We start from the raw sequence: 25,187 nt of genomic DNA on the forward strand, positions 1-25,187 counted from the left end.
CTGAATATCTCGGGTAGTGGGCCGAAACCCCCGTGGCGGAGATTTCGAAAATTCGGAGAAGAAAGGGGGCCGCGGCCCCCTTCTCGTCCAACCAACGGCGCTGTCAGCAGCATGACTGGCCGACGGCCGCCGTCGATCAGACGGGCCGCGATCACTCGGCGGCGCTGTCGCTTTCCTGAGCGGCGGCCTCTTCGGTCACCTCGACGAACTCGTCGGGACGACCTTCCTTGGCACGCGCGCAGGCATCGGCGATGGACTTGACGTAGATCTGGATGGCGCGGATGGAGTCATCGTTGCCGGGGATCACATAGTCGACGCCATCCGGATCGGAGTTGGTATCCACCACACCGATGACCGGGATGCCCAGCTTGTTCGCCTCGTTGATGGCGATGCGCTCATGGTCGACATCGATCACGAACAGAGCGTCGGGCAGACCACCCATCTCCTTGATACCACCCACGGACCGCTCGAGCTTCTCCTGCTCGCGGGTCGCCATCAGCACTTCCTTCTTGGTCAGCTTGTCGAAGGTGCCGTCTTCGTGCATGGCCTCGAGGTCACGCAGACGCTTGATGGAGACGCGAATGGTCTTGTAGTTGGTCAGCATGCCGCCAAGCCAGCGATGGTTGACGAATGGCTGGCCGGCGCGAGTGGCCTCTTCCTTGATGATCTTGCTCGCGCTGCGCTTGGTGCCGACGAACAGAATCTTGTTGTTCGCCGCCGCCATCTTCTCGACCACATCGATGGCCTCGTTGAGCGCCGGCAGGGTGTGCTCGAGGTTGATGATGTGGATCTTGTTGCGTGCACCGAAGATGAACTTGCTCATCTTCGGGTTCCAGTACTTGGTCTGGTGACCGAAGTGAGCACCTGCCTTGAGCAGGTCACGCATATTGACGTGTGCCATGGATGACTCCTGAAATATCGGGTTAGGCCTCCATGCACCCCATGGATCCGACCGCTACACCTCCATTAAGAGACGCTGCGGCACCCGGGACCATGTGCCGGTGCATGTGTGTTTTCAAGGCGTTATGTTGATTGGCACCCTCGCTATCGAAGATTTCCGGCACGGCTGGGCGACCCGAGGATCACCAGACACGCTGCCACGAAGGCTCGACGATTGCAGGAAGGCGCGCAGCTTTATACCATGGAATAAGCCCGAGATGAAGCAGTCCGCGCGCGTGAATGGCTATCGCGGACGCCCTCCACCCCCAAATCCGAGACCCCATGAACGTACCCATCAAGACGCTCGACGAGATCGAGAAGATGCGTGAGGCGGGCCGCCAGGCTGCCCGTGTGATCGAGATGATCACCCCCCATATCAAGGCCGGCATCTCCACCGGCGAGATCGACCGCCTGTGTCACGACTTTATCGTCGAGGAGCTGGGATCGACCCCCGCCCCTCTCGATTACCATGGCTTTCCCAAGTCGGTGTGCACCTCGATCAATCACGTGGTGTGTCACGGTATCCCCGACGACGCCAAGAAGCTCAAGAGCGGCGACATCATGAACCTGGACATCACCGTGAAGACCGCCGATGGCTATCATGGCGACTCCAGCGTGATGTACGTGGTCGGCGAGAATATCCAGGGCGAGCGCCTGTGCCGCATCACCCAGGAGTGTCTCTACAAGAGCATGGCGCTGATGCGCCCCGGCGTGCGCCTCTCGGAGCTTGCCCGCGCCATCCAGAAGCATGCCGAGGCCAACGGCTACTCGGTGGTGCGCGACTTCTGCGGCCACGGCATCGGCGCCAGCTTCCATGAGGACCCGCAGGTGCTGCACTACGACGGCTATGCCCCCGAGGCCGATATCGAACTCGCCGCCGGCATGTGCCTGACCGTCGAGCCGATGATCAACGTGGGAGGCTACCGCACCAAGGTGTTGCGCGATGGCTGGACCGCCGTGACCCGCGACCGCAGCCTCTCCGCCCAGTGGGAGCACACCCTGCTGGTCACCGAGTCCGGCGTCGAGGTACTCACCGCGCGCAGCGACGAAGACCTCACCTTCCTCGAGCCCTGAGCCGATGCTGCTCCACCACTATCGCTTTACGCCGGACGAATCTCTGTTCGACGTCGAGGGTTTCCGGGCGGAGCTCTCTGCCAGCCACTCGCTGATCGCGCCGTTCAAGGCCGCCCTGCGCGAAATCCAGGCGCGTCTCGACGAGCGGTTTCGCGCCGGGGCCGATATTCGCGACCTCGTTCACGGTCGCGCCTGGTGCCTGGATCGGCTGTTAGCAGCGGCCTGGGAGCATCACGCTTGGCCCGATAACGGTGTATCACTGCTCGCCGTGGGCGGCTATGGCCGCGGCGAGCTGCATCCTTACTCCGATGTCGACCTGCTGCTGCTGCTCGAACACGACGATGATGCGCCCTATCGCGAGCCGCTATCGGCCTTTATCACCTTCCTGTGGGACATCGGCCTGGAAATCGGGCACAGCGTGCGCTCGCTGGCCGACTGCGAACGCGAGGCAAGGGCCGACCTTACGGTCATCACCAACCTGCTCGAGAGCCGCACCATCGCCGGCCACGAACGGCTGCGCGAGTCGATGAAGGCACGCCTGGCCGCCGATCGCGTATGGCCGGCGAAGCATTTCTTCGAAGCCAAGTGGCAGGAGCAGATCAGCCGCCACCAGCGCCACAACAACTCCGAGTACCACCTGGAGCCCAATATCAAGAGCGCGCCCGGCGGGCTACGCGATATCCAGATGATCGGCTGGGTCGCCAAGCGACATTTCGGCAGCGAGCGCTACAGCGACCTGGTGGCCGCCGGCTTCATGAACGACGCCGAGCTCCGCATTCTCAGCCAGGGGCAGGCCTTCCTGTGGCAGGTGCGCTACGCCTTGCACATGCTTGCTGGCCGCGCCGAGGATCGTCTGCTGTTTGACCACCAGCGCACCATCGCCGAGCTTTTCGGCTTTCGTGACACACCGGAGCGTCTCGCCGTCGAGCAGTTCATGAAGCGCTACTACCGCCATATCACGGCCCTGGCGGGCCTCAACGACATGCTGCTGCAGCATTTCGACGAGGCGATCCTGCATGCCGGCGAGGTGCTGCCGGTCGAGCCACTCAATGAACGTTTCGAGGTCAAGGATGGCTTTATCCAGGCGCGCTCGCGAACCGTCTTCCGCGACCGCCCCTCGGCCCTGCTCGAGCTCTTCCTGCTGATGGCCGAGCATCCCGACATCGAAGGCGTACGTGCCGACACCATCCGCCAGATCCGCGACCACCGCCACCTGATCGACGACCTCTACCGCGATGACGTGCGCCACCAGAGCCTGTTCATGGAGCTGCTGCGCTCCGGTGGCAACGTGGCACGCCAGCTACGGCGCATGAATCGTTACGGGGTGCTGGGCAAGTACCTGCCGGAATTTGGTCGAGCCATCGGCCTGATGCAACATGATCTCTTCCATATCTATACCGTGGACGCCCACACCCTGCATCTGCTGAAGTTCATTCACGGCTTCCGCAAGCCCGAGGCCCGCGAGACCTTCCCGGTGGCCGCCAATATCATCCACCAGCTGCCCAAGCTGGAGCTGCTGTGGATCGCGGGGCTCTACCACGATATCGGCAAGGGCCGCGGCGGTGACCATTCGATCCTCGGCGCCCGGGACGTCGAGGTCTTTGCCGAACGCCATGGCCTCTCCCCCCGGGATACGCGCCTGGTAAGCTGGCTGGTAGAGCAGCATCTCACCATGTCGATGGTGGCCCAGAAGCGCGATATCACCGACCCCGACGTGATCGCCGACTTCGCCCGCCTGGTCGGCGACGAGACACGCCTCGACTACCTGTACGTACTGACCGTTGCCGATATCAATGCCACCAACCCCAGCCTCTGGAACGGCTGGCGCGCCTCGCTGCTGCGCCAGCTGCACGCTGAGACCAAGCGCGCCCTGCGTCGCGGCCTGGAGAACCCCCTGGAGCGCAACGACTGGGTCAACGAGACCCGCGACGAGGCACTCTCGCTGCTTGCGGCGGTGGGGGCCGACATGGACCGGGTGCAGCGCCTGTGGGAGTCGCTGGGCGAAGAGTACTTCCTGCAGTACGCCCCCAGCGAAATCGCCTGGCAGACCCAGGGCATCCTCGCCCACGGGACGAGCCAGCTGCCATTGATCCTGCTCAGCGCTCCGGCCGACGGCATGGTCGAGGGCGGCACCAAGGTGTTTATCCACACCCGCTCGGTGGATGACCTCTTCGCCGCCACCGCCGCCGACCTCGACCAGCTCGGCCTCTCCATCCACGATGCGCGTATCGCCACCTCCAGCAACGACTGGACGCTGAACACCTTTATCGTGCTCGACGACCAGGGGCGCCCCATTCGCGACCCGATCCGCCTGGAAGAGATTCGCGCCCATCTGGTCGAGGAGCTCGACGACCCCGACGACTACCCGCAGATCGTCACCCGTCACACCCCACGTCAGCTCAGACACTTCAAGGTTCCCACCCGGGTGATCATCGAGCAGGACCCGGCCAACGAGCGCACCCTGCTGGAGTTGATCGCCCCGGACCGCCCCGGCCTGCTGGCCCGGGTCGGCCGCATCTTCATGGAGCAGGATATCGCTCTCTCCGCGGCCAAGATCGCCACCCTGGGCGAGAAGGTGGAGGACGTCTTCTTCATCACCGACAAGACCGGCCGCCCGCTCACCGACCCCGAGCGCCAGGCGCGCCTGCGCGAGCGCCTGGTGGAGGTGCTGGATGTCTCAGGCTAGCCGCGTTTGAGGCCTTCCCTGGCCTTCCCTATAATCGAGCCTCCTGCGTTCACCCCGCGACACATCATAACGACGACGCCTGCGGCCACGGCCCAAGAGGCGCGCCTGGACACCCATGAACCCTGATCTCGACGCCCTCAAGCCCTACCCCTTCGAGCGGCTGGCCGCCCTCAGGGCCGGCGTGACGCCTCCCGCGGAGCTCGCGCCTATTACGCTGACCATCGGCGAGCCCCAGCACGCCCCCTATGCCGGCGCCCTCGAGGCGCTGCAGGCGAGTCAGGCCGACTTCGCTCGCTACCCGGCCACCGCCGGCAGTGCCGAGCTTCGTCAGGCCATCGCCGACTGGGCCAGGCACCGTTTCGGCCTTGACGGCCTCGACCCCGACACCCAGGTATTACCGGTCAACGGCACCCGCGAGGCGCTGTTTGCCTTCGTTCAGGCGGCGCTGGACCGCACCCGTCCGGCGAAGGTGGCCATGCCCAACCCCTTCTACCAGATCTACGAGGGCGCCACCCTGCTCGCCGGTGGCGAGCCCTACTACCTCGACTGCAACGCCGAAAGCGGCTTTCGTCCCGACATCGAGGCCGTGCCCGCCGACGTCTGGCGCCAGGTACAGATCGTCTTTCTCTGCTCGCCCGGCAATCCGACGGGGGCGGTCACGCCACTGGCCGAGTTCCAGCGACTGATCGAGCTCGCCGACGAACACGACTTCATCATCGCCTCGGACGAGTGTTACTCGGAGCTCTATCTGGACGAGACATCCCCACCCCCCGGGCTGCTCGAGGCCTGCGCGGCCCTGGGGCGTCACGACTATCGACGCTGCCTGGTCTTCCACTCCCTCTCGAAACGCTCCAACCTGCCCGGGCTGCGCTCGGGTTTCGTGGCCGGCGATGCCGGGCTGATCGCCCCCTTCAGGCGCTATCGCACCTACCACGGTTGCGCCATGGCGCTGCCGGTGCAGCACGCCTCGATCGCCGCCTGGCGCGACGAGAGCCATGTGCGCGCCAATCGCGACGCCTACCGCGAGAAGTTCGACGCCGTGACCCGCATTCTCGCCCCGGTGATGGCGTTCCCCACCCCGGAGGCAAGCTTCTACCTGTGGCCGGCGGTACCCGGCGGTGACGACGAGGGCTTTACCCGGGAGCTGCTGCGCCATGCCAACGTGAGCGTACTTCCCGGCAGCTATATGGGCCGCCCCGCACCCGACGGCCGCAACGCTGGCATCAACCCCGGCAGCGGCCGCCTGCGGCTGGCGCTGGTCGCCGAGCCCCAGGCCACCGCCGAGGCGGCGCGCCGCATCCGCGACTTCATCGAAAGGAGGCTGTGATGTTTACCCTGTACGGCATCAAGAACTGCGACACCTGTCGCCGTGCGCGCAAGGCGATGGACAATTCCGGCGTTCCCTACCAGTTCCACGACCTGCGCGAGGATGGCCTCTCCGCGCCACTGCTCGAACATATCCTCGACAAGGTGCCGGTGCTGACGGCGCTCAACAAGCGCAGTACCACCTGGCGCAACCTGTCCGACGAGGAGAAGCGGGAGGTGGATGCCAACAGCGCCCGCGAGCTGCTGCTCGCCCACCCCACCCTGCTCAAGCGCCCTCTGCTAGATACCGGCGATGACATCCGCGTGGGGTATCGCGACGGCGACTACGACGACCTTCAGGGCTAAGCGCCCCCTCTGAACACACGACTCGACTCTACAAGGACTCTCGATATGCTGAGCTTTGCACTCGGAACCGGCACCCAGAACACCCAGGGCGACTGGCTGGAGATCTACTACCCCGCCCCCCTCCTCGAGCCCGATGCCGACCTGATCGCGGCGGTCAAGCGGGTGCTGGACGTTCCGGAAGGTAACGCTGCGGTCAGCTTCCTGCCCGAGCAGTGTGGCGAGCTGGCCGGCGCCCTCAAGGACGCCGGTCACGCCGAGCAGGCACAGCTGGCCGAGACCTTCGCCGCGGCCACTCGCCCGCTGGTGGCGATGTTTATCACCGAGGACCTGCCCCCGCAGAGCGTCCCCGAGGTCTACCTCAAGCTGCACCTGCTGTCTCACCGCCTGGTCAAGCCCCACGGTCTCGACCTTACCGGCATGTTCGGCCTGCTGCGCAATATCGCCTGGACCAGCGAGGGCGCCATCGACGTCCAGGAGCTGCCCGCCCGCCGCCTCAAGGCGCGCCTGGAGGGCCGAGCCCTCTCCGTCGACTGTGTCGACAAGTTCCCCAAGATGGCCGATTACGTGGTTCCCGGCGGTGTGCGTATCGGTGACACCGCTCGGGTGCGCCTGGGTGCCTACCTCGGCGAGGGCACCACCGTGATGCACGAGGGCTTCGTCAACTTCAACGCCGGTACCGAAGGGCCGGGCATGATCGAAGGCCGGATCTCGGCCGGGGTGATGGTCGGCAAGGGCTCCGACCTCGGTGGCGGCTGCTCGACCATGGGCACGCTCTCTGGGGGCGGCAATATCGTGATCAAGGTCGGCGAAGGCTGCCTGATCGGTGCCAATGCCGGTATCGGCATCCCGCTGGGGGACCGCTGCACCGTGGAGGCGGGTCTCTACCTTACCGCCGGTGCCAAGGTCACCCTGCTCGACGACCAGGGCCAGGAGGCCGGTACCGTGACCGCACGTGAGCTGGCCAATCAGGACGACCTGCTGCTGCGCCGCAACTCCCAGAACGGTCGCATCGAGTGCCTGACCAACAAGAGCGCCATCGCGCTCAACGAGGCACTGCATGCCCACAACTGATCCCACTGGCCTCTCGCCCACCCTGCGGCTCGCCTTCGACCTGCTGGCACGCCCTTCGGTGACGCCGGACGACCTGGGGTGTCAGGAACTGATGATCGAGCGTCTCGCGGCGCTCGGTTTCCATATCGAACGCCTGCCCTACGGCGATGTCGAGAACTTCTGGGCCACCCGCGGCCACCACGGTCCACTGCTGGCCTTCGCCGGCCACACCGATGTGGTGCCCAGCGGCCCTCACACCCACTGGGACACCCCCCCCTTTACGCCGTGTATCGATGACGACGGTATGCTGCGAGGCCGAGGCGCCGCCGACATGAAGGGTAGCCTGGCGGCCATGATCACCGCGGTGGAGCGCTTTCTCGCCGACCATCCCGATCACCACGGCCGACTGGGGTTTTTGATCACCTCCGATGAGGAGGGCCCGGCCAAGGATGGGACGCGCGCTGTGGTGGAGCATCTGCGTGAACGCCACGAGCGGCTCGACTACTGTATCGTCGGCGAGCCCTCCTCCACCGCTCGACTGGGGGACGTGGTCAAGAACGGTCGTCGTGGCTCCCTGGGCGGCGTGCTGCATATCAAAGGGGTACAAGGCCATGTGGCCTACCCTCACCTGGCGCGCAACCCCATCCATCAGGCCATGCCCGCGCTGGATGCGCTGACCCGGGAGCACTGGGACGACGGCAACGACTTCTTCCCCGCGACCAGTTTCCAGATCTCCAACTTTCGCTCGGGTACCGGCGCCACCAACGTCATCCCCGGCGAGGTGGAGGTCGTGTTCAACTTCCGCTTCTCCACCGAGGTGACCCAGGAGCAGCTCAAGTCGCGCACCGCGAGGATTCTCGACGCCCACAGCCTGGACTACGAACTGGACTGGACCCTCAACGGCGAGCCCTTCCTCACCGCCGAGGGCGAACTCGTGGAAGCCAGCGTACGTGGCGTCGAGGAGGTCACCGGACAGACCCCCGAACTCTCCACCAGCGGTGGCACCTCGGATGGACGCTTTATCGCTACCCTGGGCAGCCAGGTGGTAGAGCTGGGCCCCCTCAATGCCACCATCCATCAGGTCAACGAGCGGGTGCGGGCCAGCGACCTGGACGAGCTGAGCCGCATCTATGAAGCGATCATGAAGCACCTGTTCATCAACGGCAGTGCCCGACCCTGAGGCTTGCATGACAGCTGACAGCGAACCCCGTTATCCCGATATCGAGATCTACCTGGCCAAGGCGCCCGTGGAGGCACTGAATGCGTGGCTGGGCGAGGCCATCGGAGCCGATCCTCTGGCCCCGGCCGGCAAGGGCAAGTGGCGCACCCGTGGCCAGCATGCCGGCAACGAGATCCCGGTGCTGCTGGTGGAGCGTGCCGCCGACGGCTTCGCCAGTCTCTGGTTCGATAGCGCCCAGACTCCCTGGTCGAATGACGCGGCCTGTGCCCGCTCCGCCGCCCGTCACCTGGGCGGCGAGGTACGCTGCTCGCTGGGCGGCTGGCAACCCGGCGACGAGCCCGACCGCTTTCTGCAGGTGCTTCCCGACGGGCGTGAAGCAGAGATCCACTGGCCCGACTCCGGCCGGTAGCACGAAACAACATCGCCCCGCGGCTGCGGGGCGATGTTGAAAGGCGTAAGCACCAAAGGCTTGAGTACTACAGGTGTGAGCACAGGGCGCCCCGGAGCCAGCCGATGACGCTGCGCTTCAGGTAATCACCGTGACATCGTCGGCCTGTAGCCCCTTTTCGTTCTCCACCACGTAATAGCGGACCTTCTGGCCCTCGGCCAGGGTGCGGTGACCACGGCCACGAATGGCCCGGAAGTGAACGAAGACATCCTCGCCGCTGTCGCGAGTGATAAAACCATACCCCTTGTTGACGTTGAACCACTTCACCTCACCGAGTTCACGATCATCGCTCTCGATCTCGGCCAGGTTGACCAGCTGGGGGCTGAGGGCATTGACTGCCAGGGTGGCGACCAGCAGCACCAGGAAAACCGCCAGGGCCGCGGCAGCATAGACCACGGCGACACCGCCTAGCTGGAGGCTGTCGAACAGCGCTTCGGACAGGGCGCCGCCGGCCAGGTGAATAAACAGGGCGATCAGCAACGGCGCCGGGGCAGCTAGCAGCAGACTGATCAGACTACAGCGAAACATGAGCTTACGATTCATGGACTCGAATGACTCTCTAGTTGGCAATGAACGATATTGATAACCACGAGGAAGGTGCCACGATGAACGGTGGCACGCAGCGCAAGGATTCTAGCATGAGCACGACCCACACGTCCGACACCCTTGACGAGCGCCTCACCGCCCTGGAGAGCCGTATCGCCTACCAGGAACACTGGCTGGACACCCTGGACCAGGCGGTCGTCGCCCAGGAGGCGCGCCTGACCAGGCTGGAGCGCATCAATGACTTGATGCAGCAGAAGGTTCGCGAGCAGCAGCAGGCACTGCAGGAGGGAGGAGATGCGGCGACACCAAGCGCCGAGGACGAGCTACCGCCGCACTATTAGCCTCAAGGGGCAAGGAAAGCGTAGCGCCACCACAGGGTGAGCGGCGCAGCCGGGTTATAGCTCGTCGAGGTAGCGCTCGGCATCCAGGGCGGCCATGCAACCACTGCCGGCGGAGGTGACCGCCTGGCGATAGACATGGTCCATGACGTCGCCGGCGGCGAACACGCCCGGCACGCTGGTGGCGGTGGCGTTGCCATCGAGGCCCGAGCGGACCCGAATATAACCACCATTCATCTCCAGCTGCCCCTCGAAGATGCCGGTATTGGGGCTATGACCGATGGCGATAAACACGCCCGGTGCCGCGAGCTCCTTGGTCTCGCCGGTCGTGGTGGAGGCCAGACGCACACCGGTCACGCCGCTGTTGTCACCCAGCACCTCCTCCAGTGTGTGGTTCCACTCCAGCACCACCTTGCCCTCCTCGGCCTTCTGGAACAGCTTGTCCTGAAGGATCTTCTCGGCACGCAGGCTGTCACGACGGTGCACCAGGGTAACCTTCGAGGCGATATTGGCCAGATACAGGGCCTCCTCCACGGCGGTATTGCCGCCACCGACCACGACCACCTCCTGGTTGCGGTAGAAGAAGCCATCGCAGGTAGCACAGGCCGACACGCCCTGGCCCATCAGCTTCTGCTCGGACTCCAGCCCCAGATAGCGGGCGCTGGCGCCGGTGGCGATGATCAGTGCATCGCAGGTATAGGTGCCGTTGTCGCCCTTCAGGGTGAAGGGGCGCTCACGCAGTTCCACCTCGTGGATATGGTCGAACAGCACCTCGGTATCGAAGCGTTCGGCGTGGCGCTGCATGCGCTCCATCAGCTCGGGCCCCTGTACGCCGGTATCATCGCCAGGCCAGTTGTCCACATCGGTGGTGGTGGTCAGTTGCCCGCCCGCCTGCATGCCGGTGATCAGCAGCGGCTTGAGGTTGGCGCGGGCCGCATAGACGGCGGCGGTATATCCCGCCGGACCGGAACCGAGAATGATCAGGCGCTCATGACGCGCATCGCTCATGGAAAAACCTCGTGGCAGTAACGTTCAGAAGAAAGTGGCGTCATTGTAACAGGCACGCCGGATCATAGGGGCCGTACCCCCGACCGAGGCAGCCGTGCCGCGAGTCGCTAGAGCACCTCGTCATCGCGGCCCAGCACCACCGTCAGCACCTCGGGATCGCCGGGGTCGGCCTCGATGCGCACCTGGATAGGCGCACAGCAGACGTGGCAATCCTCCCAGGTGATCTGGCTGCCCTGGGAGGCATCCAGCAGCAGATCGAAGGGGGCATCACAGTAGGGACAACGCACCCGTCGCGGGGTCAGTGCCTCTTCATGCATGGTAACTCCCCGGCCCTGCTCGGCCTGTCATGAAAGCATGGGTTGGCGTATGGCTTTCCGGCGTTTGATCCACGCTGACGCAGATAACATGAGATGGCGACGCCCGGCGAGCATTTCAAGCACCCTCCGGGCAGCAGTTGAAAAGCCTGCCTATCATGACCATATACATTAAGGCGTACCAGGAAGGTTCGTTCACACTCCGATGGGAGGATTTCGATGAGCACCGACTCTTTTTCCGATACTCTGCAGAGCCTCGAGGCCGCAGGCCGGACCTACCACTACTACAGCCTGCCCAAGGCAGCCGAGGCCCTGGGAAGCATCGAGCGTCTGCCCAAGACCCTCAAGATCCTGCTCGAGAATCAGCTGCGCTTTGCCGATGACGAGAGCGTGTCCCGGGAGGACATGCAGGCACTGGTGGACTGGCAGCAGGAGGGACGCTCCGACCGTGAAATCGGTTACCGCCCGGCTCGTGTGCTGATGCAGGACTTCACCGGCGTGCCGGGGGTGGTCGACCTCGCCTCCATGCGAGCGGCCGTCGAGCGCCTCGGCGAGGACCCGGCGCGGATCAATCCGCTCTCCCCGGTGGACCTGGTCATCGACCACTCGGTGATGGTGGACAAGTTCGGCAACCCCTCCGCGTTCAAGGATAACGTGGCCATCGAGATGGAGCGCAACCGAGAACGCTACGAGTTCCTGCGCTGGGGCCAGGAGGCCTTCGACAACTTCCGCGTGGTGCCACCGGGCACCGGCATCTGCCACCAGGTCAACCTCGAGTACCTGGGCAGAACGGTGTGGACCAGGGAGCAGGACGGCAAGACCCTCGCCTACCCCGACACCCTGGTGGGCACCGACTCTCACACCACCATGATCAACGGCCTTGGCGTACTCGGCTGGGGCGTGGGGGGTATCGAGGCCGAGGCCGCCATGCTGGGGCAGCCGGTCTCGATGCTGATTCCCGAGGTGGTCGGCTTCAAGCTCAGCGGCAAGCTGCGCGAGGGAATCACCGCCACCGACCTGGTGCTTACGGTGACCCAGATGCTGCGCAACCACGGCGTGGTGGGCAAGTTCGTGGAGTTCTACGGTGACGGCCTCAAGGATCTGCCGCTGGCGGATCGCGCCACCATCGCCAACATGGCACCGGAATATGGCGCCACCTGTGGCTTCTTCCCGGTAGACGACGAGACGCTGACCTATATGCGCCTTACCGGCCGCGACGATGCGCAGATCGCCCTGGTGGAGGCCTACAGCAAGGCCCAGGGTCTGTGGCGCGAGTCCGGTGAGGAGCCGGTGTTCAGCGATACCCTGGCGCTGGACATGACCGAGGTCGAAGCCAGCCTGGCCGGCCCCAAGCGTCCTCAGGATCGCGTGGCCCTCTCCGACATGAAGTCAACCTTCGAGGCGCTGCTCGAGGACGACACGGAGACCAGAACCACCAAGCCGGGCGTCAAGCAGGCCGCCTCCGTGGAGAAGGGGCGCCTGTTCTCCGAGGGCGGGCAGACCGCGGTGGGCGTCGAGCGCAGCTTCGAGCATGCCGACAGCCAGGACGTCGACCTCGACGGCGAGCAGTTCAAGCTCAACCCGGGCGACGTGGTGATCGCCGCCATCACCTCCTGTACCAATACCTCCAACCCAAGCGTGATGATGGCTGCCGGCCTGCTGGCCCGCAAGGCCCGCGAGCAGGGGCTATCCACCAAGCCTTGGGTGAAGACCTCACTGGCGCCGGGCTCCAAGGTGGTCACCGACTACCTGGCCGCCGGTGGCGTGCAGGAGGACCTCGATGCCCTCGGCTTCAACCTGGTGGGCTATGGCTGCACCACCTGCATCGGCAACTCTGGTCCACTGGCGGAGCCCATCGAGCAGGCCATCAATACGGCCGACCTCACCGTGGCCTCGGTCCTCTCCGGTAACCGTAATTTCGAGGGTCGCGTGCACCCGCTGGTCAAGACCAACTGGCTGGCTTCACCGCCCCTGGTCGTGGCCTATGCCCTGGCCGGCAACGTCCGGCTCGACCTGACCCAGGAACCTCTGAGCACCGGCAAGGACGGTGAGCCGATCTACCTCAAGGACATCTGGCCCAGCCAGGCGGAAATCGCCGAAGCGGTGGAGCGGGTCAACACCGAGATGTTCCGCAAGCAGTATGCCGAGGTCTTCGACGGGGACGAGGTCTGGAAGGCCATCGAAGTCCCCCAGAGCAAGGTCTACCAGTGGTCGACGGACTCCACCTACATACAGCATCCGCCGTTCTTCGACGGCATGGGACGAGAACCCGATGTCGTGGAGGACGTCAAGGACGCCCGTATCCTGGCCATGCTGGGCGACTCGGTGACCACCGACCATATCTCGCCGGCCGGCGCCATCAAGCCCGACAGCCCCGCCGGTCGCTACCTGCAGGAGCACGGGGTCAAGCCGGTGGACTTCAACTCCTACGGTTCGCGGCGCGGCAACCATGAAGTGATGATGCGCGGCACCTTCGCCAACGTCCGCATCAAGAACGAGATGCTCGACGGCGTGGTGGGCGGCGAGACACGCCATGTGCCCTCCGGCGAACAGATGGCGATCTATGACGCCGCCATGAAGTACCAGCAGGAGAACACTCCGCTGGTGGTGGTGGCCGGCAAGGAGTACGGCACCGGCTCCAGTCGTGACTGGGCCGCCAAGGGGACGCGCCTGCTTGGCGTCCGCGCGGTACTGGCCGAGTCCTACGAGCGTATCCATCGCTCCAACCTGATCGGCATGGGCGTGGTGCCGCTGCAGTTCCCCGAGGGCGAGAGTCGCCAGTCGCTGGGGCTCACCGGCGATGAGCAGATCTCCATCGAAGGGCTCTCCGAGCTCACCCCGGGCAGCAGCGTCAAGGTGTCCATCAAGAGCGACAAGGGCGAGAAGAACATCGAGGCGCTGTGCCGCATCGATACCGCCAACGAGCTGGAGTACTACCGCCATGGCGGCATCCTGCACTATGTGCTGCGCAAGATGATCGGTTCGGCCTGACCCCCTTCGGCCGACTCAACCGCACCAGCAACAGCCCCGCCGGGATATCCGGCGGGGCTGCTTGGTTTCGAGCGTCAGATGTCGAACAACCTCTTGGCTCAGAGCGCTTGACTCGGCGCTTCTGGCCTAGAAGGAACGGCGGCGATAGCGCCGATACTCCGGGGTCCAGCTGTTGCGCTCGATGGCCTCGCGCAGCTTGATGCCGTTGGTCTTCAGCGCCATGCCCTCCCCCTGAGCCTGACCGGCCACATCGAAGGCGATCGACTTGGAGAGCTCGCGAATCTTGCTCAGCGGTGGCAGCAGCGCGCCCCTGCCCTCCTTGACGATAGGCGCCTCTCGCGCCAGCGCTCGCGAGGCGGCCATCAACATGTCGTCGGTGACTCGCCGCGCCTCGGCGGCGATCACCCCAAGGCCGATTCCCGGGAAGATATAGGCATTGTTGCACTGGGCGATGGGAATCGTGCGCCCCTCGTACTCCACCGGAGCGAAGGGGCTACCGGTCGCAACCAGCGCCGCCCCGTCGGTCCAGCGGATCACATCCTCGGGCAAGGCTTCGGCCTGTGAGGTGGGGTTGGAGAGTGGCATGATGACCGGCGTCTCGCAGCTGGCGTGCATGGTACGCACCACCTCTTCGGTGAAGATGCCCGGCCGCCCGCACACCCCGATCAGCACCGTCGGCTTGACCTGTCGCACCGTCTCCACCAGATCCTGGCCGTTCCAGTCCTCGGTGAGGGCCGCACCGTGGGCCAGACGGCTCTGGAAGTCGCGCAACCAGCTCTGGTCGTCGGTGACCAGCCCCTCCCGGTCGACCATGTAGATACGGTCACGCGCCTCGCGTTCGCTGAGCCCCTCCGCCTGCATGGCCACCACCACCTGTTCGGCGATGCCACACCCGGCGGAGCCCGCCCCCACGAACACCACACGCTGCTGAGTGATCCCCTCACCACGGGCCTTGCAGGCCGCCATCAGGGTGCCCACCACCACCGCGGCGGTACCCTGGACATCGTCGTTGAAGCAGCACAGCTCATCACGGTAGCGCGTCAGCAGCGGCACGGCATTGGCCTGGGCAAAATCCTCGAACTGCAACAGCACCCCTGGCCAGCGCCGCTTCACCGCCACGATAAACGCTTCGATAAAGGCGTCATACTCTTCCTGGGAGATCCGCGGGTGGCGCCATCCCATGTACATCGGGTCATCGAGCAGGGCCTGATTGTTGGTCCCCACATCGAGCATGATCGGCTGGGTATAGGCAGGACTGATGCCACCACAGGCGGTGTACAGCGACAGCTTGCCGATCGGAATTCCCATGCCACCGATCCCCTGATCCCCCAGGCCAAGAATGCGTTCACCGTCGGTGACCACGATCACCTTGACCTTCTCCTTGGTGGAGGAGCGCAGGATGTCATCCATCCGGTCACGATCGGGATAGCTGATGAACAGCCCCCGGTGATTGCGGTAGATATTGGAGAACTCCTGGCACGCCTTGCCCACCGTGGGCGTATAGATGATGGGCAGCATCTCTTCGAGGTGCTCCGAGACCAGTCGATAGTAGAGGGTCTCGTTGTCATCCTGAATGGCACGCAGATAGATATGCTTGTCGAGATCGGTCTGACACTGTCGGTACTGTCGGTAGGCCCGCTCCAACTGCTCCTCGATGGTCTCCACACACTGCGGCAACAGGCCGATCAGGTTGAACTCGATGCGCTCCTCCTGACTGAAGGCACTGCCCTTGTTGAGCAGCGGCATCTCCAGCAACGGTGGACCGGCATAGGGGATATACAGCGGGCGCTTGGATTCGGTGGTCATCTCAGCTCTCGATCGGTTGACGGGAACAGGCCGGGGGGCGTCCTATCGGCACCCGCCAACTACTCTACCATGCACGAAACGGCAGCGCCCCGGCCTTGGCCGGGGCGCTCAATGCTGGGTTGATAATCCCTGGCGATCAGCCTGGGTCTCAGTCGAGGTCGCCGAGGGTTACCACCAGGTCGCGACGCGACACATCAACCCCCCAGAAGGTGTAGGAGTCGCCGTCCGAGTCGACCAGCTTGATATCGAAGATAGGGCTCTTGTATCCGGTCAGCGTGACCCGACGAGTGGCACCATCGAGCATCACCTCACTTCCCAGAACATCCTCCTCCCAGGAGGTCGACTTGTCCGGGCTGACATAGAGATAGTAGATCGTATAGCCAGTGTCATTGGTGATATCAACATAATAGTCCCGCGCCTGTGCTGTCACCGCGAACAGGATCAGGAAGAGTGCCAGCAGCCAGCGTTGAATCGGCATCGTCGGTTCCTTTCATTAGAGTGGCGCACTAGCCACGGGAGTCATTATTGTTAATTTAGAATAATCACACTCATGGCAGAGTGCCAACCCCTTTCGGGTCACCGCACCTGATGAGAGAAGATCATCTCGACGCAACCACCGCTCCCCACTCATAAAACCCATTCCGAAAGCGTCTGGCGAGGTGCTGTCAGCTACCCTTGACTGGCGCGATGGATGAGGCCGATGCCTTGAAGAAGAATGGCCGCAGTTTCACCCCGAGCATATTGCCGGCGAAGGCCGCCACCAGCCACACCCAGCCATGCAGGCTGCCGGAGGCGATACCGCTGAAGTAGGCGCCGATATTGCAGCCGAAGGCCAGACGAGCACCATAGCCGAGCATAATGCCACCGATCACGGCTGCCACCACCGAGCGCAGGGGGATGCGAAAGCTGGGGGCGAAGCGGCCGGCCAGCGAGGCGGCGATCAAGGCGCCGACCATCAAGCCGATGTTCATGACGCTGGTGATATCACGCCAGATCGTGGCCTCCAGGGCGGCAGCATTCCACGAGGACTGCCAGTAACCCCACTGGCTGACATCTCCCCCCAGTGCCGTGAAGCCCTTGGCGCCCCACAGGGCGAAGGCGGAGGTGATGCCCCAGGGGCGCCCGGCCAAAGCCAGGGTGGCAAAGTTCAGCAGCGCCAGGGCCACGGCCCCCACCAGCAGTGGCCAGGGACCGACAAGCCAGCGCCGATTGCCGACATCGATCTTCGCTGCCCGCTCAAGCTGCCCGTGACGGCGCTTCTCCATCACCACCGTAAAGGCGGCGATGGCCGCAAACAGCGCCAGGCTGATCGCCATTCCGCCACCGGTGCCCGCGGTCTTGACCAGCGACACCGGCTGGAAGGCCGGCAGGCTCTGCCACCAAGCGAAATGAGCCGTACCGATCAGCGAACCGATAATGAAGAACACCAGGGTGATCAGCATGCGCGCGTTGCCGCCCCCGGCGGTAAACAGGGTGCCGGAGGCACAGCCGCCTCCCAGCTGCATGCCCACCCCAAAGAGAAAGGCTCCGAACAGCACCGACACACCAATGGGTGCCACGAAGCCATAGACCGGCTGACCCAACAGGCTGCCGGCCCCCAATGCCGGGAAGAACAGCAGCACCGCGATGGCCAGCATCACCATCTGCGCGCGCAGGCCGCGACCTCGCCGCTCGGTGATAAAGACCCGCCAGGCGGCGGTAAAACCGAAGGCCGCATGGTAGAGCACCATGCCCAGCAGGCCGCCAACCACCATCAGCCCACCCAGGCGCGCACCGAAGACGGTGCCCACGACCAGCGCTCCCAGCAGCAGGGCCCCGGCCGCCACGGCGGGAAGGGAGAGTCGCTTAGGTCGGGTCAAGGCGAATTCACTCATGGCAGGTTCACTCGGAGGCAGAGGAGTATCACGGGGAGATGGACATCACGGGACAGGATGCCCGCAAACCGGTCAGGATAACGGAACCCGCAAATCGCGTAAAAGTATTTAAAAGAAGAAATTGATGCCAAAAAGTAATTAAAGGCTTGAACGAATGTCGGCCGCCAGCAGGCGCCCGACATATCAACGCAACCGAGGTGGCGTCAGACGAAGCGACCCAGTCCTGCCGCCTGCCGCAGCCGATCCATCAACGGCGCCGCCTCGGCCCGAGCGCGCTCTGCTCCCTTCAGCAGTACCTGCTCGATATGCCCTGGGTCCTCCAGCAACGCCTGGTAACGCTCGCGAGGCTCGCGCAGGTGATCGTTGAGGTATTCGAAGACACGGTTCTTGGCCTCGCCCCAACCGATACCGCCAACATACTCCTCGCGCATGGCCGCCGTCTCCTCGGCCGTGGCGAACGCGGAGTAGATCTGGAACAGGGTGCAGGTATCCGGATCCTTGGGCTCGCCGGGCTCCAGCGAGTTGGTCTTGATCTTGCGCACCAGCTTCTGCAGTTTCTTTTCGGAAACGAACAGCGGAATGGTGTTGTTGTAGCTCTTGGACATCTTGCGTCCGTCCAAGCCCCCCAGCACCTCGACCTTCTGGTCCACCACCGCCTCGGGCAGGGTAAAGTACTGCCCCTTGTAGAGATGGTTGAAGCGACCCGCCATATCACGGGCCATCTCGATATGCTGGATCTGATCCCGCCCCACCGGCACCCGGTTGGCGTTGAACATCAGGATATCGGCCGCCATCAGCACCGGATACCCAAACAGACCCATGGTGATGCCCTTGTCAGGGTCCTGGTTGCCGGCCGCCTCGTTCTCGGCTACCGCCGCCTTGTAGGCATGGGCACGATTCATCAGCCCCTTGGCACAGACACAGGTGAGCATCCAGGTCAGCTCGGGAATCTCGGGAATGTCCGACTGCCGGTAGAAGATGGCGTTGTCGGTGTCCAGACCGAGCGCCATCCAGGTGGCGGCGATCTCCAGACGCGACTCCTGCACCCGACGGGGATCCTGACACTTGATCAATGCATGCAGGTCGGCCAGGAAGTAGTAGGACTGGACTCCCGGATCCTGGCTCGCCTCGATGGCGGGCTTGATGGCACCGACATAGTTACCCAGATGGGGGGTACCGGTGGTGGTAATGCCGGTAAGGACGCGGATCTTCTCGGAAGCTGCACTCATGGAAAGCGGACTCTGCGGTTCGTAAATGGTCGCTATGGTAACGCGCGGGCCCCCACAAGGCGACCAGGGGCAGACGCCGCTCCTCCCCCCACCCCCGATGACCAATGACCGATAGCCGAGGGCATAAGCGGGAGCGTGTGGCAAAGGGCTCGACCAGGCTCTGGGCCCGATCTCGCACCTTCGCCTTCAGGGACGTCCAGCTCCACACTTCCAGCAGGCCTCGAAGACCCCCTCCAGGGTCTCGCCGCAGCCCGGGCAGTGCCAGGCCGCGGCATCGCTCCTGCCCGTCAGGGCATCGCCTATCAGGGCGTCGGCACGCTCGCGATTATGCGACTTCACCCACACCTCGGGCTCGCACTCCCCGAGCGGCAGCTCACCGGCGCCGCCACCCAGGGCCATGTTGCGCAACTCCGCGGGGATGCCCGCCGCTTCGAGCAGGTTATACACATGGCTGACCAGCAGCGCATTGCTGTGGGCAAAGACACGCACCGACTCTCTCATCCTGTCAGTCCCGGAAGACCCGCACCCCCAGAGCCTTCAGGTAGCTGGTCTCGGGAATCGCCGGATGCACCGGGTGGTCCGGCCCCTGATGGCCTTGGAAGAGAATCTGGCCGTGGCGATCCTGATGGCGCACCGCTCCACGCACCACGTCGACCAGCCGTTCCGGTGCCAGGTGCATGGAGCACGATGCCGATAGCAGCAGGCCATCGCGGCCCAGCAGGCGCATCGCCTCACGGTTGAGCTTGCCGTAGGCGCGCTCACCATTGGGAATATCCTTGCGCTTCTTGATGAAGGCGGGCGGATCGAGGATCACCACATCGAACTGCTCGCCCTCCGCCTTGAGAGCCGCCAGAACGTCGAAGGCATCCCCCTCCCCCACCGACACCTGCTCGTGCAGGCCATTGAGTGCGGCATTGTCGGCCACCCGCTCCAGCGCCGGGGCCGAGGCATCCACGCAGAGCACCTCCCGAGCACCATGAGCCGCGGCCTGTACGCCCCAGCCGCCGACATAGCTGAACAGGTCCAGCACCCGCTTGCCGGCCACGAACTGATTGAGCCAGGCGCGGTTGACGCGGTGGTCATAGAACCAGCCGGTCTTCTGGCCATCCAGCACCGGTGCCGAGAAGCGCACGCCATTCTCCTCCAGCAGCACGGGGTCACCCACGTCGCCCTTGACCACCTCCACGGAGCGCTCGAGGCCCTCCTGACGGCGCCCCGAAGTATCGTTGCGCAGCACCACGTTCACGGGTGAGAGCACCTTATCCAGGGCATCGAGGAGCTCGGTCAGCACCGCCTGCATGCCGGCGGTATTGAGCTGCACCACCAACGTATCGCCGAAGCGGTCGATCACCAGCCCAGGCAGCAGGTCGCCCTCGCCGTGCACGAGGCGGTAGTAGGGGGCAGCGAACAGCCGCTGTCGAAGGGCCAGGGCCTGATTGAGGCGATGTACCAGCAGCGAGCGATCGAGACTCTGCTGCGAATCCCGGGAGACCAGACGCGCGCAGATCAGCGAGTTGGGATTGACGTAGGCCACGCCCATGGCCTTGCCATTGGCCGCCTCCACCACCACCTGCTGCCCCGGCTCCAGGCCCTTGAGCGGTGTCGCAGCGGTATCGATCTCGTTGGAGTAGAGCCACAGGTGGCCGGCCTTCAGGCGGCGGTCGGCGTTCTTCTTCAGGCGAAGTGAGGACAGGGTCATGGTGGGTCTCTCCGGGAAGTCAGGTCTGGCAACGAGGGCAGTAGACACTGGCCCGCTGCCCGAGGGTAATAAGGCGAAGCTCGGTGCCACAGCACCGGCAGGGCTCGCCATGGCGGCCGTAGACATTGAGCCGCTGCTTGAAGTAGCCGGGCTCGCCGGTGCCTCCGACGAAGTCACGCAGGGTCGTGCCCCCCTGGGTAATGGCGGCGGCCAGTACCTCCTTGGCCGCGGCGGCCAGACGTGCATAGCGCTCGGCCGAAATCCGCCCGGCGGCGCGGCGCGGATCGATGCCGGCCATGAACAGCGCCTCGGAAGCGTAGATATTGCCGACCCCCACCACCACGGCGTTATCCATCAGGAAGGGTTTGACCGCGACACGCCGCCCTCGCGAGAGGCGGTAGAGCCGCTCACCGTCGAAGGCCTCCGAAAGCGGCTCCGGCCCCAGTCGCCTCAGGCGCGAGTCCTCTTCAACGCTGCCGGCCAGCCAATCGACGAAGCCGAAGCGCCGCGGGTCGTGATAGCGCAGGATGGCACCATCATCGAGCACCAGGTCGAGGTGGTCATGCTTTCTAGGCAGCTCACCGAGACGCACGATTCGCAGACTGCCCGACATGCCCAGATGCCATAGCAGGGTCGCTCCGGCAGAGTCTCCTCCGGCAAGGGGGAGCAGCAGGTACTTGGCACGACGGGCCAGCGAACCAATGCGAGCACCAACCAGCCGGTCGGCCAGGTCGGCCGGTACCGGCACTCGCAGACGGGACTGGCGCACGATCACTTCACCGATCTCACGCCCCTCGACATGCGGGGCGATGCCACGGCGGGTGGTCTCGACTTCGGGGAGTTCTGGCATCGGTGACAGGCTCTACGGCTTCCTCAGAAACGCCTGAACCCGGCTGAGGGATCAGCCGGGTTCAGATCAACAGGCTTGAACACCTGCGGAAGAGGATCAAGGCTTACTTGATCTTGGCTTCCTTGTACATCACGTGCTTGCGAACGACCGGATCAAACTTCTTCATCTCCAGCTTGTCCGGAGTGTTCCGCTTGTTCTTGTCGGTGGTGTAGAAGTGGCCGGTACCGGCGCTGGACACCATTCTGATCTTGTCACGCATGACTATTTGCTCCCCTTGTATGGATCGCTAGACGCGAATCGCTTAGACGGCTTCGCCGCGCTTGCGGATATCGCCCAGAACCGCATCGATACCCTTCTTGTCGATGATACGCATGCCCTTGGAAGAGACGCGCAGCTTGACGAAACGGTTCTCGGACTCCACCCAGAAACGGTGGGAGTGCAGGTTCGGCAGAAACCGGCGGCGGGTCTTGCGCTGGGAGTGTGAAACGTTGTTACCAGTCACCGGGCGCTTGCCGGTAACCTGACATACTTTGGACATGGGAGCCTCCAACCACTGGCCAGGTGTCAATCACCTGTTGTGTTCAAAACCTGTCGGGCAAACCGGGAGATCCCGTGACATTTGACCCAAGGGAATTCAAAGGCTGCACTTTATACCAGAGACCGCCTCACCGGACAAGCCCGTAGCGCAAGGACAAATCTGTCCAGCGACGGCAAGGGCGACGCGAAAGACGACTGATGGTGGGCCGGTGCTTGGCAGGCAGCCCCCGTACTCTTCACTCAACTCTCTCGGGGGCCAGGCGCAGCCGAGGCGACATTATAGAGCAAGTCGCGCCCCGCGTCATGTCCTACAGCCACCCTCGCTCGGCGAAGGAGACGACCTCGCCATCCCCGACCACGAAGTGGTCGAGTACGCGGATCTCGAACAGTCCGAGGGCCTCGCACAGGCGGTCGGTGATGCGCCGGTCGGCGTCACTAGGCTCTGCCACCCCCGATGGATGGTTGTGGGCCAGGATAAGCGCCCCGGCGCCCAGCTCCAGGGCACGCCGCGCCACCTCGCGAGGATAGACGGAGGCGCTGTCCAGGGTGCCGCGGAACAGTGATTCATAGCGAATCACGCGGTGCTGGGTATCGAGGAATAGCGCGGCAAACTCTTCATGCCCCAGGTGACGCAGCTGGCTGGAGAGATAGGCACGCACCAGGGTCGGCGAGGTGAGCGCCTCCCCCCGGGCCAGCTGGCTTGCCAGGTGCCGCCGCGACAGCTCGAGGGTGGCCTGAAGCTGGACATACTTGGCATCCCCCATGCCCCGCGCCGCACAGAAGCGCTCGCGCTCGGCCTCCAGCAGCTGTCGCAGGCCACCGAACTCCAGCAGCAGATCGCGGGCCAGGTCCACCGCCGAACGGCCCTGCACGCCGACCCGCAGAAAGATCGCCAACAGCTCGGCATCCGAGAGCACCTCGGCACCCAGCGCCAGCAGTTTCTCCCTGGGGCGCTCCCCCTCAGGCCAGTCCTTGATCGACATCGCTCGCCCCTCCCCTCAGCCTGGCCCTCAGTGTAGTCACTCTGCTGCAGGGCCAGCCCGGCTTGCCATACCGGCTCGGCTACGCAAGGTGGGGCGCCAGTGGTAAGGTAGGCGGCTGAGATACTCGCCGGGAACCTGTCCATGTCATCGCTATCCGGAACCGGACTCACAGGCCGCCGCATTCTGCTCGGCATCAGTGCCGGTATCGCCGCCTACAAGAGCGCCCTGCTTGCTCGTCTGCTCAAACAGGCGGGCTGCGAAGTGCGCGTCGTCATGACCGAGGGGGCCCAGGCCTTTATCACGCCGCTGACCCTGCAGGCCCTGACCGGTGAGCCCGTACGTACCTCGCTGCTTGACCCCGAGGCCGAGGCCGGCATGGGGCATATCGAGCTGGCGAAGTGGGCCGACACCATTCTGATCGCTCCGGCCACCGCCGATCTGATGGCACGCCTGGCCGCGGGCATGGCCGACGACCTGCTCACCACCCTGTGCCTGGCCAGTGATGCCGAGAAGGTCATGGCACCCGCCATGAATCAGGCCATGTGGCGCCAGCCCGCGACCCGGCGCAACGCCACTCGTCTCGGCGAGGATGGCTGGCGCCTGCTGGGGCCGGACAGTGGCGATCAGGCCTGTGGCGATACCGGCCCCGGGCGCATGCTGGAGCCCGAGGCGATCCTCGGTTCACTGCTCTCACCGCAGGCCGCCGATCACGCGTCGGCCACCGGCCTGACCATCACCATTACCGCCGGCCCGACCCGGGAGCCCCTGGACCCGGTGCGCTACCTCTCCAACCACAGCTCCGGCAAGATGGGCTACGCCCTGGCCACGGCTGCCGCGGCACTGGGCGCCCGGGTCAAGCTGATAAGCGGCCCGGTGACCCTGCCCTGTCCGGCCGGTGTGGAGAGAGTCGCGGTGGAGACGGCGCTCGAGATGCATGAGGCGACGGCGCGACTCGCCCCGCAGAGCGATATCTTTATCGGCTGCGCCGCGGTCGCCGACTACCGCGCCGAAGCGGCCGCCGAGCACAAGATCAAGAAGGTCGAGGGCGAGGATGTCCTGACCCTGCGCCTGGTCAAGAACCCCGACATCATCGCCGCGGTGGCCGCACTGCCGGTGCCGCAGCGTCCGCTGGTGGTCGGCTTCGCCGCCGAGACCCGGGACGTCGCGAGCTATGCCCGCGACAAGCTGGCTCGCAAGCGGCTCGACATGATCGTCGCCAACGATGTCTCCCGCGAGGGGCTCGGCTTCGGCAGCGATCATAACGCCGCCCTGCTGCTCTGGCGCGGCGCCGCGGGAGAGGAGCGGGAGAGCCTCGCTCCCCAGCCGAAGCGCGAGATGGCCCAGGCGATCATGCGTCGTGCCCTGGCCTGCCTGGCCGAGCGAGCCGACGACTGAGCCACCCACCGATCCACGACCCCGAACCGTATCAGGAACCTCCGATGCCCCAACCCGATGCCAAGCCCCGCCTGGCCGTCAAGCTGCTCGACGAACGCCTGCGCGACTACCTGCCCCACTACGCCACCCGGGGCTCTGCCGGCATGGACCTGCGCGCCCTGCTCGACGAACCCCTGACCCTGAGCCCGGGACAGTGTGAGCTGGTACGCACTGGGCTGGCCATTCATATCGCCGACCCGGCCCTCGCCGGCCTGATCCTGCCCCGCTCGGGGCTGGGCCACAAGCACGGCATCGTGCTCGGTAATCTGGTGGGACTGATCGATTCGGACTACCAGGGCGAGCTGATGATCTCGGTCTGGAACCGGGGTCAGGCCGACTTCACCCTGGAGCCCTTCGAGCGCCTGGCCCAGTACGTGCTGGTGCCGGTGGTACAGGCCGAACTCGAGCTGGTAGACGACTTCGCTACCGGCCAGAGCAGCAGCCCCCAGAACAGTAACGGCCAGCGTGGCAGCGGCGGCTTCGGCAGCTCCGGCCGCCACTGACCCAGCCAGCGCCTCCAGTCACCGCTC

25 protein-coding genes are annotated in these 25,187 nt (G+C 64.8%); 11 read left to right on the plus strand and 14 right to left on the minus strand.

Features of this window, described 5'->3' with window-relative positions:
- Positions 1 to 151 precede the first annotated feature (151 nt).
- Entirely contained in the window at positions 152 to 901 is a 750-nt protein-coding gene (gene rpsB, locus GRB80_RS13415; RefSeq protein ID WP_132042857.1) for a 30S ribosomal protein S2, read from the minus strand.
- 320 nt (positions 902 to 1,221) lie between these two features.
- Between rpsB and map the strand changes: the two genes are divergently transcribed.
- The 7 genes from map to GRB80_RS13450 all read left to right on the plus strand — a co-directional run bounded on the left by map (position 1,222) and on the right by GRB80_RS13450 (position 9,009).
- Positions 1,222 to 2,013 (plus strand): type I methionyl aminopeptidase, encoded by a 792-nt coding sequence (map, locus tag GRB80_RS13420; protein ID WP_161423899.1) that lies wholly within the window; start codon positions 1,222 to 1,224, stop codon positions 2,011 to 2,013.
- A gap of 4 nt (positions 2,014 to 2,017) precedes the next feature.
- Positions 2,018 to 4,699, plus strand: a complete 2,682-nt coding sequence (locus GRB80_RS13425; RefSeq protein ID WP_161423900.1) for a [protein-PII] uridylyltransferase — start codon at positions 2,018 to 2,020, stop codon at positions 4,697 to 4,699.
- A gap of 115 nt (positions 4,700 to 4,814) precedes the next feature.
- On the plus strand, positions 4,815 to 6,026 hold the full coding sequence (dapC, locus tag GRB80_RS13430; RefSeq protein WP_161423901.1) for a succinyldiaminopimelate transaminase: 1,212 nt from the start codon (positions 4,815 to 4,817) through the stop codon (positions 6,024 to 6,026).
- On the plus strand, positions 6,026 to 6,370 hold the full coding sequence (locus GRB80_RS13435; protein ID WP_161423902.1) for an arsenate reductase: 345 nt from the start codon (positions 6,026 to 6,028) through the stop codon (positions 6,368 to 6,370). The genes dapC and GRB80_RS13435 overlap by 1 nt, the downstream gene beginning before the upstream one ends.
- A 45-nt stretch (positions 6,371 to 6,415) precedes the next feature.
- On the plus strand, positions 6,416 to 7,441 hold the full coding sequence (gene dapD / locus GRB80_RS13440) for a 2,3,4,5-tetrahydropyridine-2,6-dicarboxylate N-succinyltransferase (protein ID WP_161423903.1): 1,026 nt from the start codon (positions 6,416 to 6,418) through the stop codon (positions 7,439 to 7,441).
- Complete coding sequence (gene dapE, locus GRB80_RS13445; protein WP_161423904.1) at positions 7,428 to 8,600, plus strand: succinyl-diaminopimelate desuccinylase; 1,173 nt, start codon at positions 7,428 to 7,430, stop codon at positions 8,598 to 8,600. Before dapD ends, dapE begins: the two co-directional genes overlap by 14 nt.
- 7 nt (positions 8,601 to 8,607) lie before the next feature.
- The gene (locus GRB80_RS13450) at positions 8,608 to 9,009 is read left to right on the plus strand and encodes a hypothetical protein (protein WP_161423905.1); all 402 of its coding nucleotides are present in this window, start codon (positions 8,608 to 8,610) and stop codon (positions 9,007 to 9,009) included.
- A 117-nt stretch (positions 9,010 to 9,126) separates the two neighbouring features.
- On the opposite strand, the gene GRB80_RS16490 is transcribed toward GRB80_RS13450, so the two are convergent.
- On the minus strand, positions 9,127 to 9,591 hold the full coding sequence (locus GRB80_RS16490; protein WP_272922913.1) for a cold-shock protein: 465 nt from the start codon (positions 9,589 to 9,591) through the stop codon (positions 9,127 to 9,129).
- A gap of 95 nt (positions 9,592 to 9,686) precedes the next feature.
- Here GRB80_RS16490 and GRB80_RS13460 point away from each other — a divergent pair, with 95 nt between their 5' ends.
- Positions 9,687 to 9,935: a SlyX family protein gene (locus tag GRB80_RS13460; RefSeq protein WP_237561995.1), complete on the plus strand. Its 249-nt coding sequence runs from the start codon at positions 9,687 to 9,689 to the stop codon at positions 9,933 to 9,935.
- A 54-nt stretch (positions 9,936 to 9,989) separates the two neighbouring features.
- Here the strand turns inward: GRB80_RS13460 and trxB are convergent, their stop codons facing one another.
- Both trxB and GRB80_RS13470 read right to left on the minus strand, forming a co-directional pair.
- A complete protein-coding gene (trxB, locus tag GRB80_RS13465) occupies positions 9,990 to 10,940 on the minus strand; it encodes a thioredoxin-disulfide reductase (protein WP_161423907.1) in 951 nt (316 codons plus the stop codon).
- Positions 10,941 to 11,047: 107 nt separating this feature from the next.
- Positions 11,048 to 11,257, minus strand: a complete 210-nt coding sequence (locus GRB80_RS13470) for a CPXCG motif-containing cysteine-rich protein (protein WP_132042877.1) — start codon at positions 11,255 to 11,257, stop codon at positions 11,048 to 11,050.
- A gap of 216 nt (positions 11,258 to 11,473) precedes the next feature.
- On the opposite strand from GRB80_RS13470, the gene acnA reads away from it, so the two are divergent.
- Positions 11,474 to 14,245: an aconitate hydratase AcnA gene (gene acnA, locus GRB80_RS13475; RefSeq protein ID WP_161423908.1), complete on the plus strand. Its 2,772-nt coding sequence runs from the start codon at positions 11,474 to 11,476 to the stop codon at positions 14,243 to 14,245.
- A gap of 126 nt (positions 14,246 to 14,371) precedes the next feature.
- Here acnA and GRB80_RS13480 read toward each other — a convergent pair whose 3' ends face one another.
- The 10 genes from GRB80_RS13480 to radC all read right to left on the minus strand — a co-directional run bounded on the left by GRB80_RS13480 (position 14,372) and on the right by radC (position 23,223).
- A complete protein-coding gene (locus tag GRB80_RS13480; RefSeq protein ID WP_161423909.1) occupies positions 14,372 to 16,051 on the minus strand; it encodes an NAD-dependent malic enzyme in 1,680 nt (559 codons plus the stop codon).
- Between the two features lie 148 nt (positions 16,052 to 16,199).
- Complete coding sequence (locus tag GRB80_RS13485; protein ID WP_161423910.1) at positions 16,200 to 16,529, minus strand: hypothetical protein; 330 nt, start codon at positions 16,527 to 16,529, stop codon at positions 16,200 to 16,202.
- Between the two features lie 187 nt (positions 16,530 to 16,716).
- Positions 16,717 to 17,925 carry a YeeE/YedE family protein gene (locus GRB80_RS13490; RefSeq protein ID WP_161423911.1) on the minus strand — a complete coding sequence of 403 codons (1,209 nt, stop codon included), beginning with the start codon at positions 17,923 to 17,925 and terminating at the stop codon, positions 16,717 to 16,719.
- Positions 17,926 to 18,128: 203 nt separating this feature from the next.
- Entirely contained in the window at positions 18,129 to 19,154 is a 1,026-nt protein-coding gene (trpS, locus tag GRB80_RS13495; RefSeq protein ID WP_161423912.1) for a tryptophan--tRNA ligase, read from the minus strand.
- A 186-nt stretch (positions 19,155 to 19,340) separates the two neighbouring features.
- Positions 19,341 to 19,655 carry a putative signal transducing protein gene (locus tag GRB80_RS13500; protein ID WP_161423913.1) on the minus strand — a complete coding sequence of 105 codons (315 nt, stop codon included), beginning with the start codon at positions 19,653 to 19,655 and terminating at the stop codon, positions 19,341 to 19,343.
- 4 nt (positions 19,656 to 19,659) lie between these two features.
- On the minus strand, positions 19,660 to 20,853 hold the full coding sequence (locus tag GRB80_RS13505) for a class I SAM-dependent rRNA methyltransferase (RefSeq protein WP_161423914.1): 1,194 nt from the start codon (positions 20,851 to 20,853) through the stop codon (positions 19,660 to 19,662).
- 19 nt (positions 20,854 to 20,872) lie between these two features.
- On the minus strand, positions 20,873 to 21,703 hold the full coding sequence (gene mutM / locus GRB80_RS13510) for a bifunctional DNA-formamidopyrimidine glycosylase/DNA-(apurinic or apyrimidinic site) lyase (protein ID WP_161423915.1): 831 nt from the start codon (positions 21,701 to 21,703) through the stop codon (positions 20,873 to 20,875).
- Positions 21,704 to 21,806: 103 nt separating this feature from the next.
- On the minus strand, positions 21,807 to 21,962 hold the full coding sequence (gene rpmG, locus GRB80_RS13515; RefSeq protein ID WP_021819788.1) for a 50S ribosomal protein L33: 156 nt from the start codon (positions 21,960 to 21,962) through the stop codon (positions 21,807 to 21,809).
- Between the two features lie 42 nt (positions 21,963 to 22,004).
- The gene (gene rpmB / locus GRB80_RS13520; RefSeq protein ID WP_132042892.1) at positions 22,005 to 22,241 is read right to left on the minus strand and encodes a 50S ribosomal protein L28; all 237 of its coding nucleotides are present in this window, start codon (positions 22,239 to 22,241) and stop codon (positions 22,005 to 22,007) included.
- A gap of 307 nt (positions 22,242 to 22,548) precedes the next feature.
- The gene (gene radC / locus GRB80_RS13525; RefSeq protein WP_132042894.1) at positions 22,549 to 23,223 is read right to left on the minus strand and encodes a RadC family protein; all 675 of its coding nucleotides are present in this window, start codon (positions 23,221 to 23,223) and stop codon (positions 22,549 to 22,551) included.
- A gap of 141 nt (positions 23,224 to 23,364) precedes the next feature.
- Between radC and coaBC the strand changes: the two genes are divergently transcribed.
- Positions 23,365 to 24,618, plus strand: a complete 1,254-nt coding sequence (coaBC, locus tag GRB80_RS13530; RefSeq protein ID WP_161423916.1) for a bifunctional phosphopantothenoylcysteine decarboxylase/phosphopantothenate--cysteine ligase CoaBC — start codon at positions 23,365 to 23,367, stop codon at positions 24,616 to 24,618.
- A gap of 44 nt (positions 24,619 to 24,662) precedes the next feature.
- Positions 24,663 to 25,160, plus strand: a complete 498-nt coding sequence (dut, locus tag GRB80_RS13535; protein ID WP_161423917.1) for a dUTP diphosphatase — start codon at positions 24,663 to 24,665, stop codon at positions 25,158 to 25,160.
- The last annotated feature ends 27 nt before the right edge of the window (positions 25,161 to 25,187 follow it).

Source organism: Halomonas icarae (genome assembly GCF_009901955.1).
Taxonomy (GTDB): domain Bacteria; phylum Pseudomonadota; class Gammaproteobacteria; order Pseudomonadales; family Halomonadaceae; genus Halomonas; species Halomonas icarae.

What these genes read in the sequence shown, in the direction of transcription:
- rpsB (WP_132042857.1), bottom strand. Translation starts at nt 901, where the DNA reads ATGGCACACGTCAATATGCGTGACCTGCTCAAGGCAGGTGCTCACTTC.
- map (WP_161423899.1), top strand. Translation starts at nt 1,222, where the DNA reads ATGAACGTACCCATCAAGACGCTCGACGAGATCGAGAAGATGCGTGAG.
- GRB80_RS13425 (WP_161423900.1), top strand. Translation starts at nt 2,018, where the DNA reads ATGCTGCTCCACCACTATCGCTTTACGCCGGACGAATCTCTGTTCGAC.
- dapC (WP_161423901.1), top strand. Translation starts at nt 4,815, where the DNA reads ATGAACCCTGATCTCGACGCCCTCAAGCCCTACCCCTTCGAGCGGCTG.
- GRB80_RS13435 (WP_161423902.1), top strand. Translation starts at nt 6,026, where the DNA reads ATGTTTACCCTGTACGGCATCAAGAACTGCGACACCTGTCGCCGTGCG.
- dapD (WP_161423903.1), top strand. Translation starts at nt 6,416, where the DNA reads ATGCTGAGCTTTGCACTCGGAACCGGCACCCAGAACACCCAGGGCGAC.
- dapE (WP_161423904.1), top strand. Translation starts at nt 7,428, where the DNA reads ATGCCCACAACTGATCCCACTGGCCTCTCGCCCACCCTGCGGCTCGCC.
- GRB80_RS13450 (WP_161423905.1), top strand. Translation starts at nt 8,608, where the DNA reads ATGACAGCTGACAGCGAACCCCGTTATCCCGATATCGAGATCTACCTG.
- GRB80_RS16490 (WP_272922913.1), bottom strand. Translation starts at nt 9,591, where the DNA reads ATGAATCGTAAGCTCATGTTTCGCTGTAGTCTGATCAGTCTGCTGCTA.
- GRB80_RS13460 (WP_237561995.1), top strand. Translation starts at nt 9,687, where the DNA reads ATGAGCACGACCCACACGTCCGACACCCTTGACGAGCGCCTCACCGCC.
- trxB (WP_161423907.1), bottom strand. Translation starts at nt 10,940, where the DNA reads ATGAGCGATGCGCGTCATGAGCGCCTGATCATTCTCGGTTCCGGTCCG.
- GRB80_RS13470 (WP_132042877.1), bottom strand. Translation starts at nt 11,257, where the DNA reads ATGCATGAAGAGGCACTGACCCCGCGACGGGTGCGTTGTCCCTACTGT.
- acnA (WP_161423908.1), top strand. Translation starts at nt 11,474, where the DNA reads ATGAGCACCGACTCTTTTTCCGATACTCTGCAGAGCCTCGAGGCCGCA.
- GRB80_RS13480 (WP_161423909.1), bottom strand. Translation starts at nt 16,051, where the DNA reads ATGACCACCGAATCCAAGCGCCCGCTGTATATCCCCTATGCCGGTCCA.
- GRB80_RS13485 (WP_161423910.1), bottom strand. Translation starts at nt 16,529, where the DNA reads ATGCCGATTCAACGCTGGCTGCTGGCACTCTTCCTGATCCTGTTCGCG.
- GRB80_RS13490 (WP_161423911.1), bottom strand. Translation starts at nt 17,925, where the DNA reads ATGAGTGAATTCGCCTTGACCCGACCTAAGCGACTCTCCCTTCCCGCC.
- trpS (WP_161423912.1), bottom strand. Translation starts at nt 19,154, where the DNA reads ATGAGTGCAGCTTCCGAGAAGATCCGCGTCCTTACCGGCATTACCACC.
- GRB80_RS13500 (WP_161423913.1), bottom strand. Translation starts at nt 19,655, where the DNA reads ATGAGAGAGTCGGTGCGTGTCTTTGCCCACAGCAATGCGCTGCTGGTC.
- GRB80_RS13505 (WP_161423914.1), bottom strand. Translation starts at nt 20,853, where the DNA reads ATGACCCTGTCCTCACTTCGCCTGAAGAAGAACGCCGACCGCCGCCTG.
- mutM (WP_161423915.1), bottom strand. Translation starts at nt 21,703, where the DNA reads ATGCCAGAACTCCCCGAAGTCGAGACCACCCGCCGTGGCATCGCCCCG.
- rpmG (WP_021819788.1), bottom strand. Translation starts at nt 21,962, where the DNA reads ATGCGTGACAAGATCAGAATGGTGTCCAGCGCCGGTACCGGCCACTTC.
- rpmB (WP_132042892.1), bottom strand. Translation starts at nt 22,241, where the DNA reads ATGTCCAAAGTATGTCAGGTTACCGGCAAGCGCCCGGTGACTGGTAAC.
- radC (WP_132042894.1), bottom strand. Translation starts at nt 23,223, where the DNA reads ATGTCGATCAAGGACTGGCCTGAGGGGGAGCGCCCCAGGGAGAAACTG.
- coaBC (WP_161423916.1), top strand. Translation starts at nt 23,365, where the DNA reads ATGTCATCGCTATCCGGAACCGGACTCACAGGCCGCCGCATTCTGCTC.
- dut (WP_161423917.1), top strand. Translation starts at nt 24,663, where the DNA reads ATGCCCCAACCCGATGCCAAGCCCCGCCTGGCCGTCAAGCTGCTCGAC.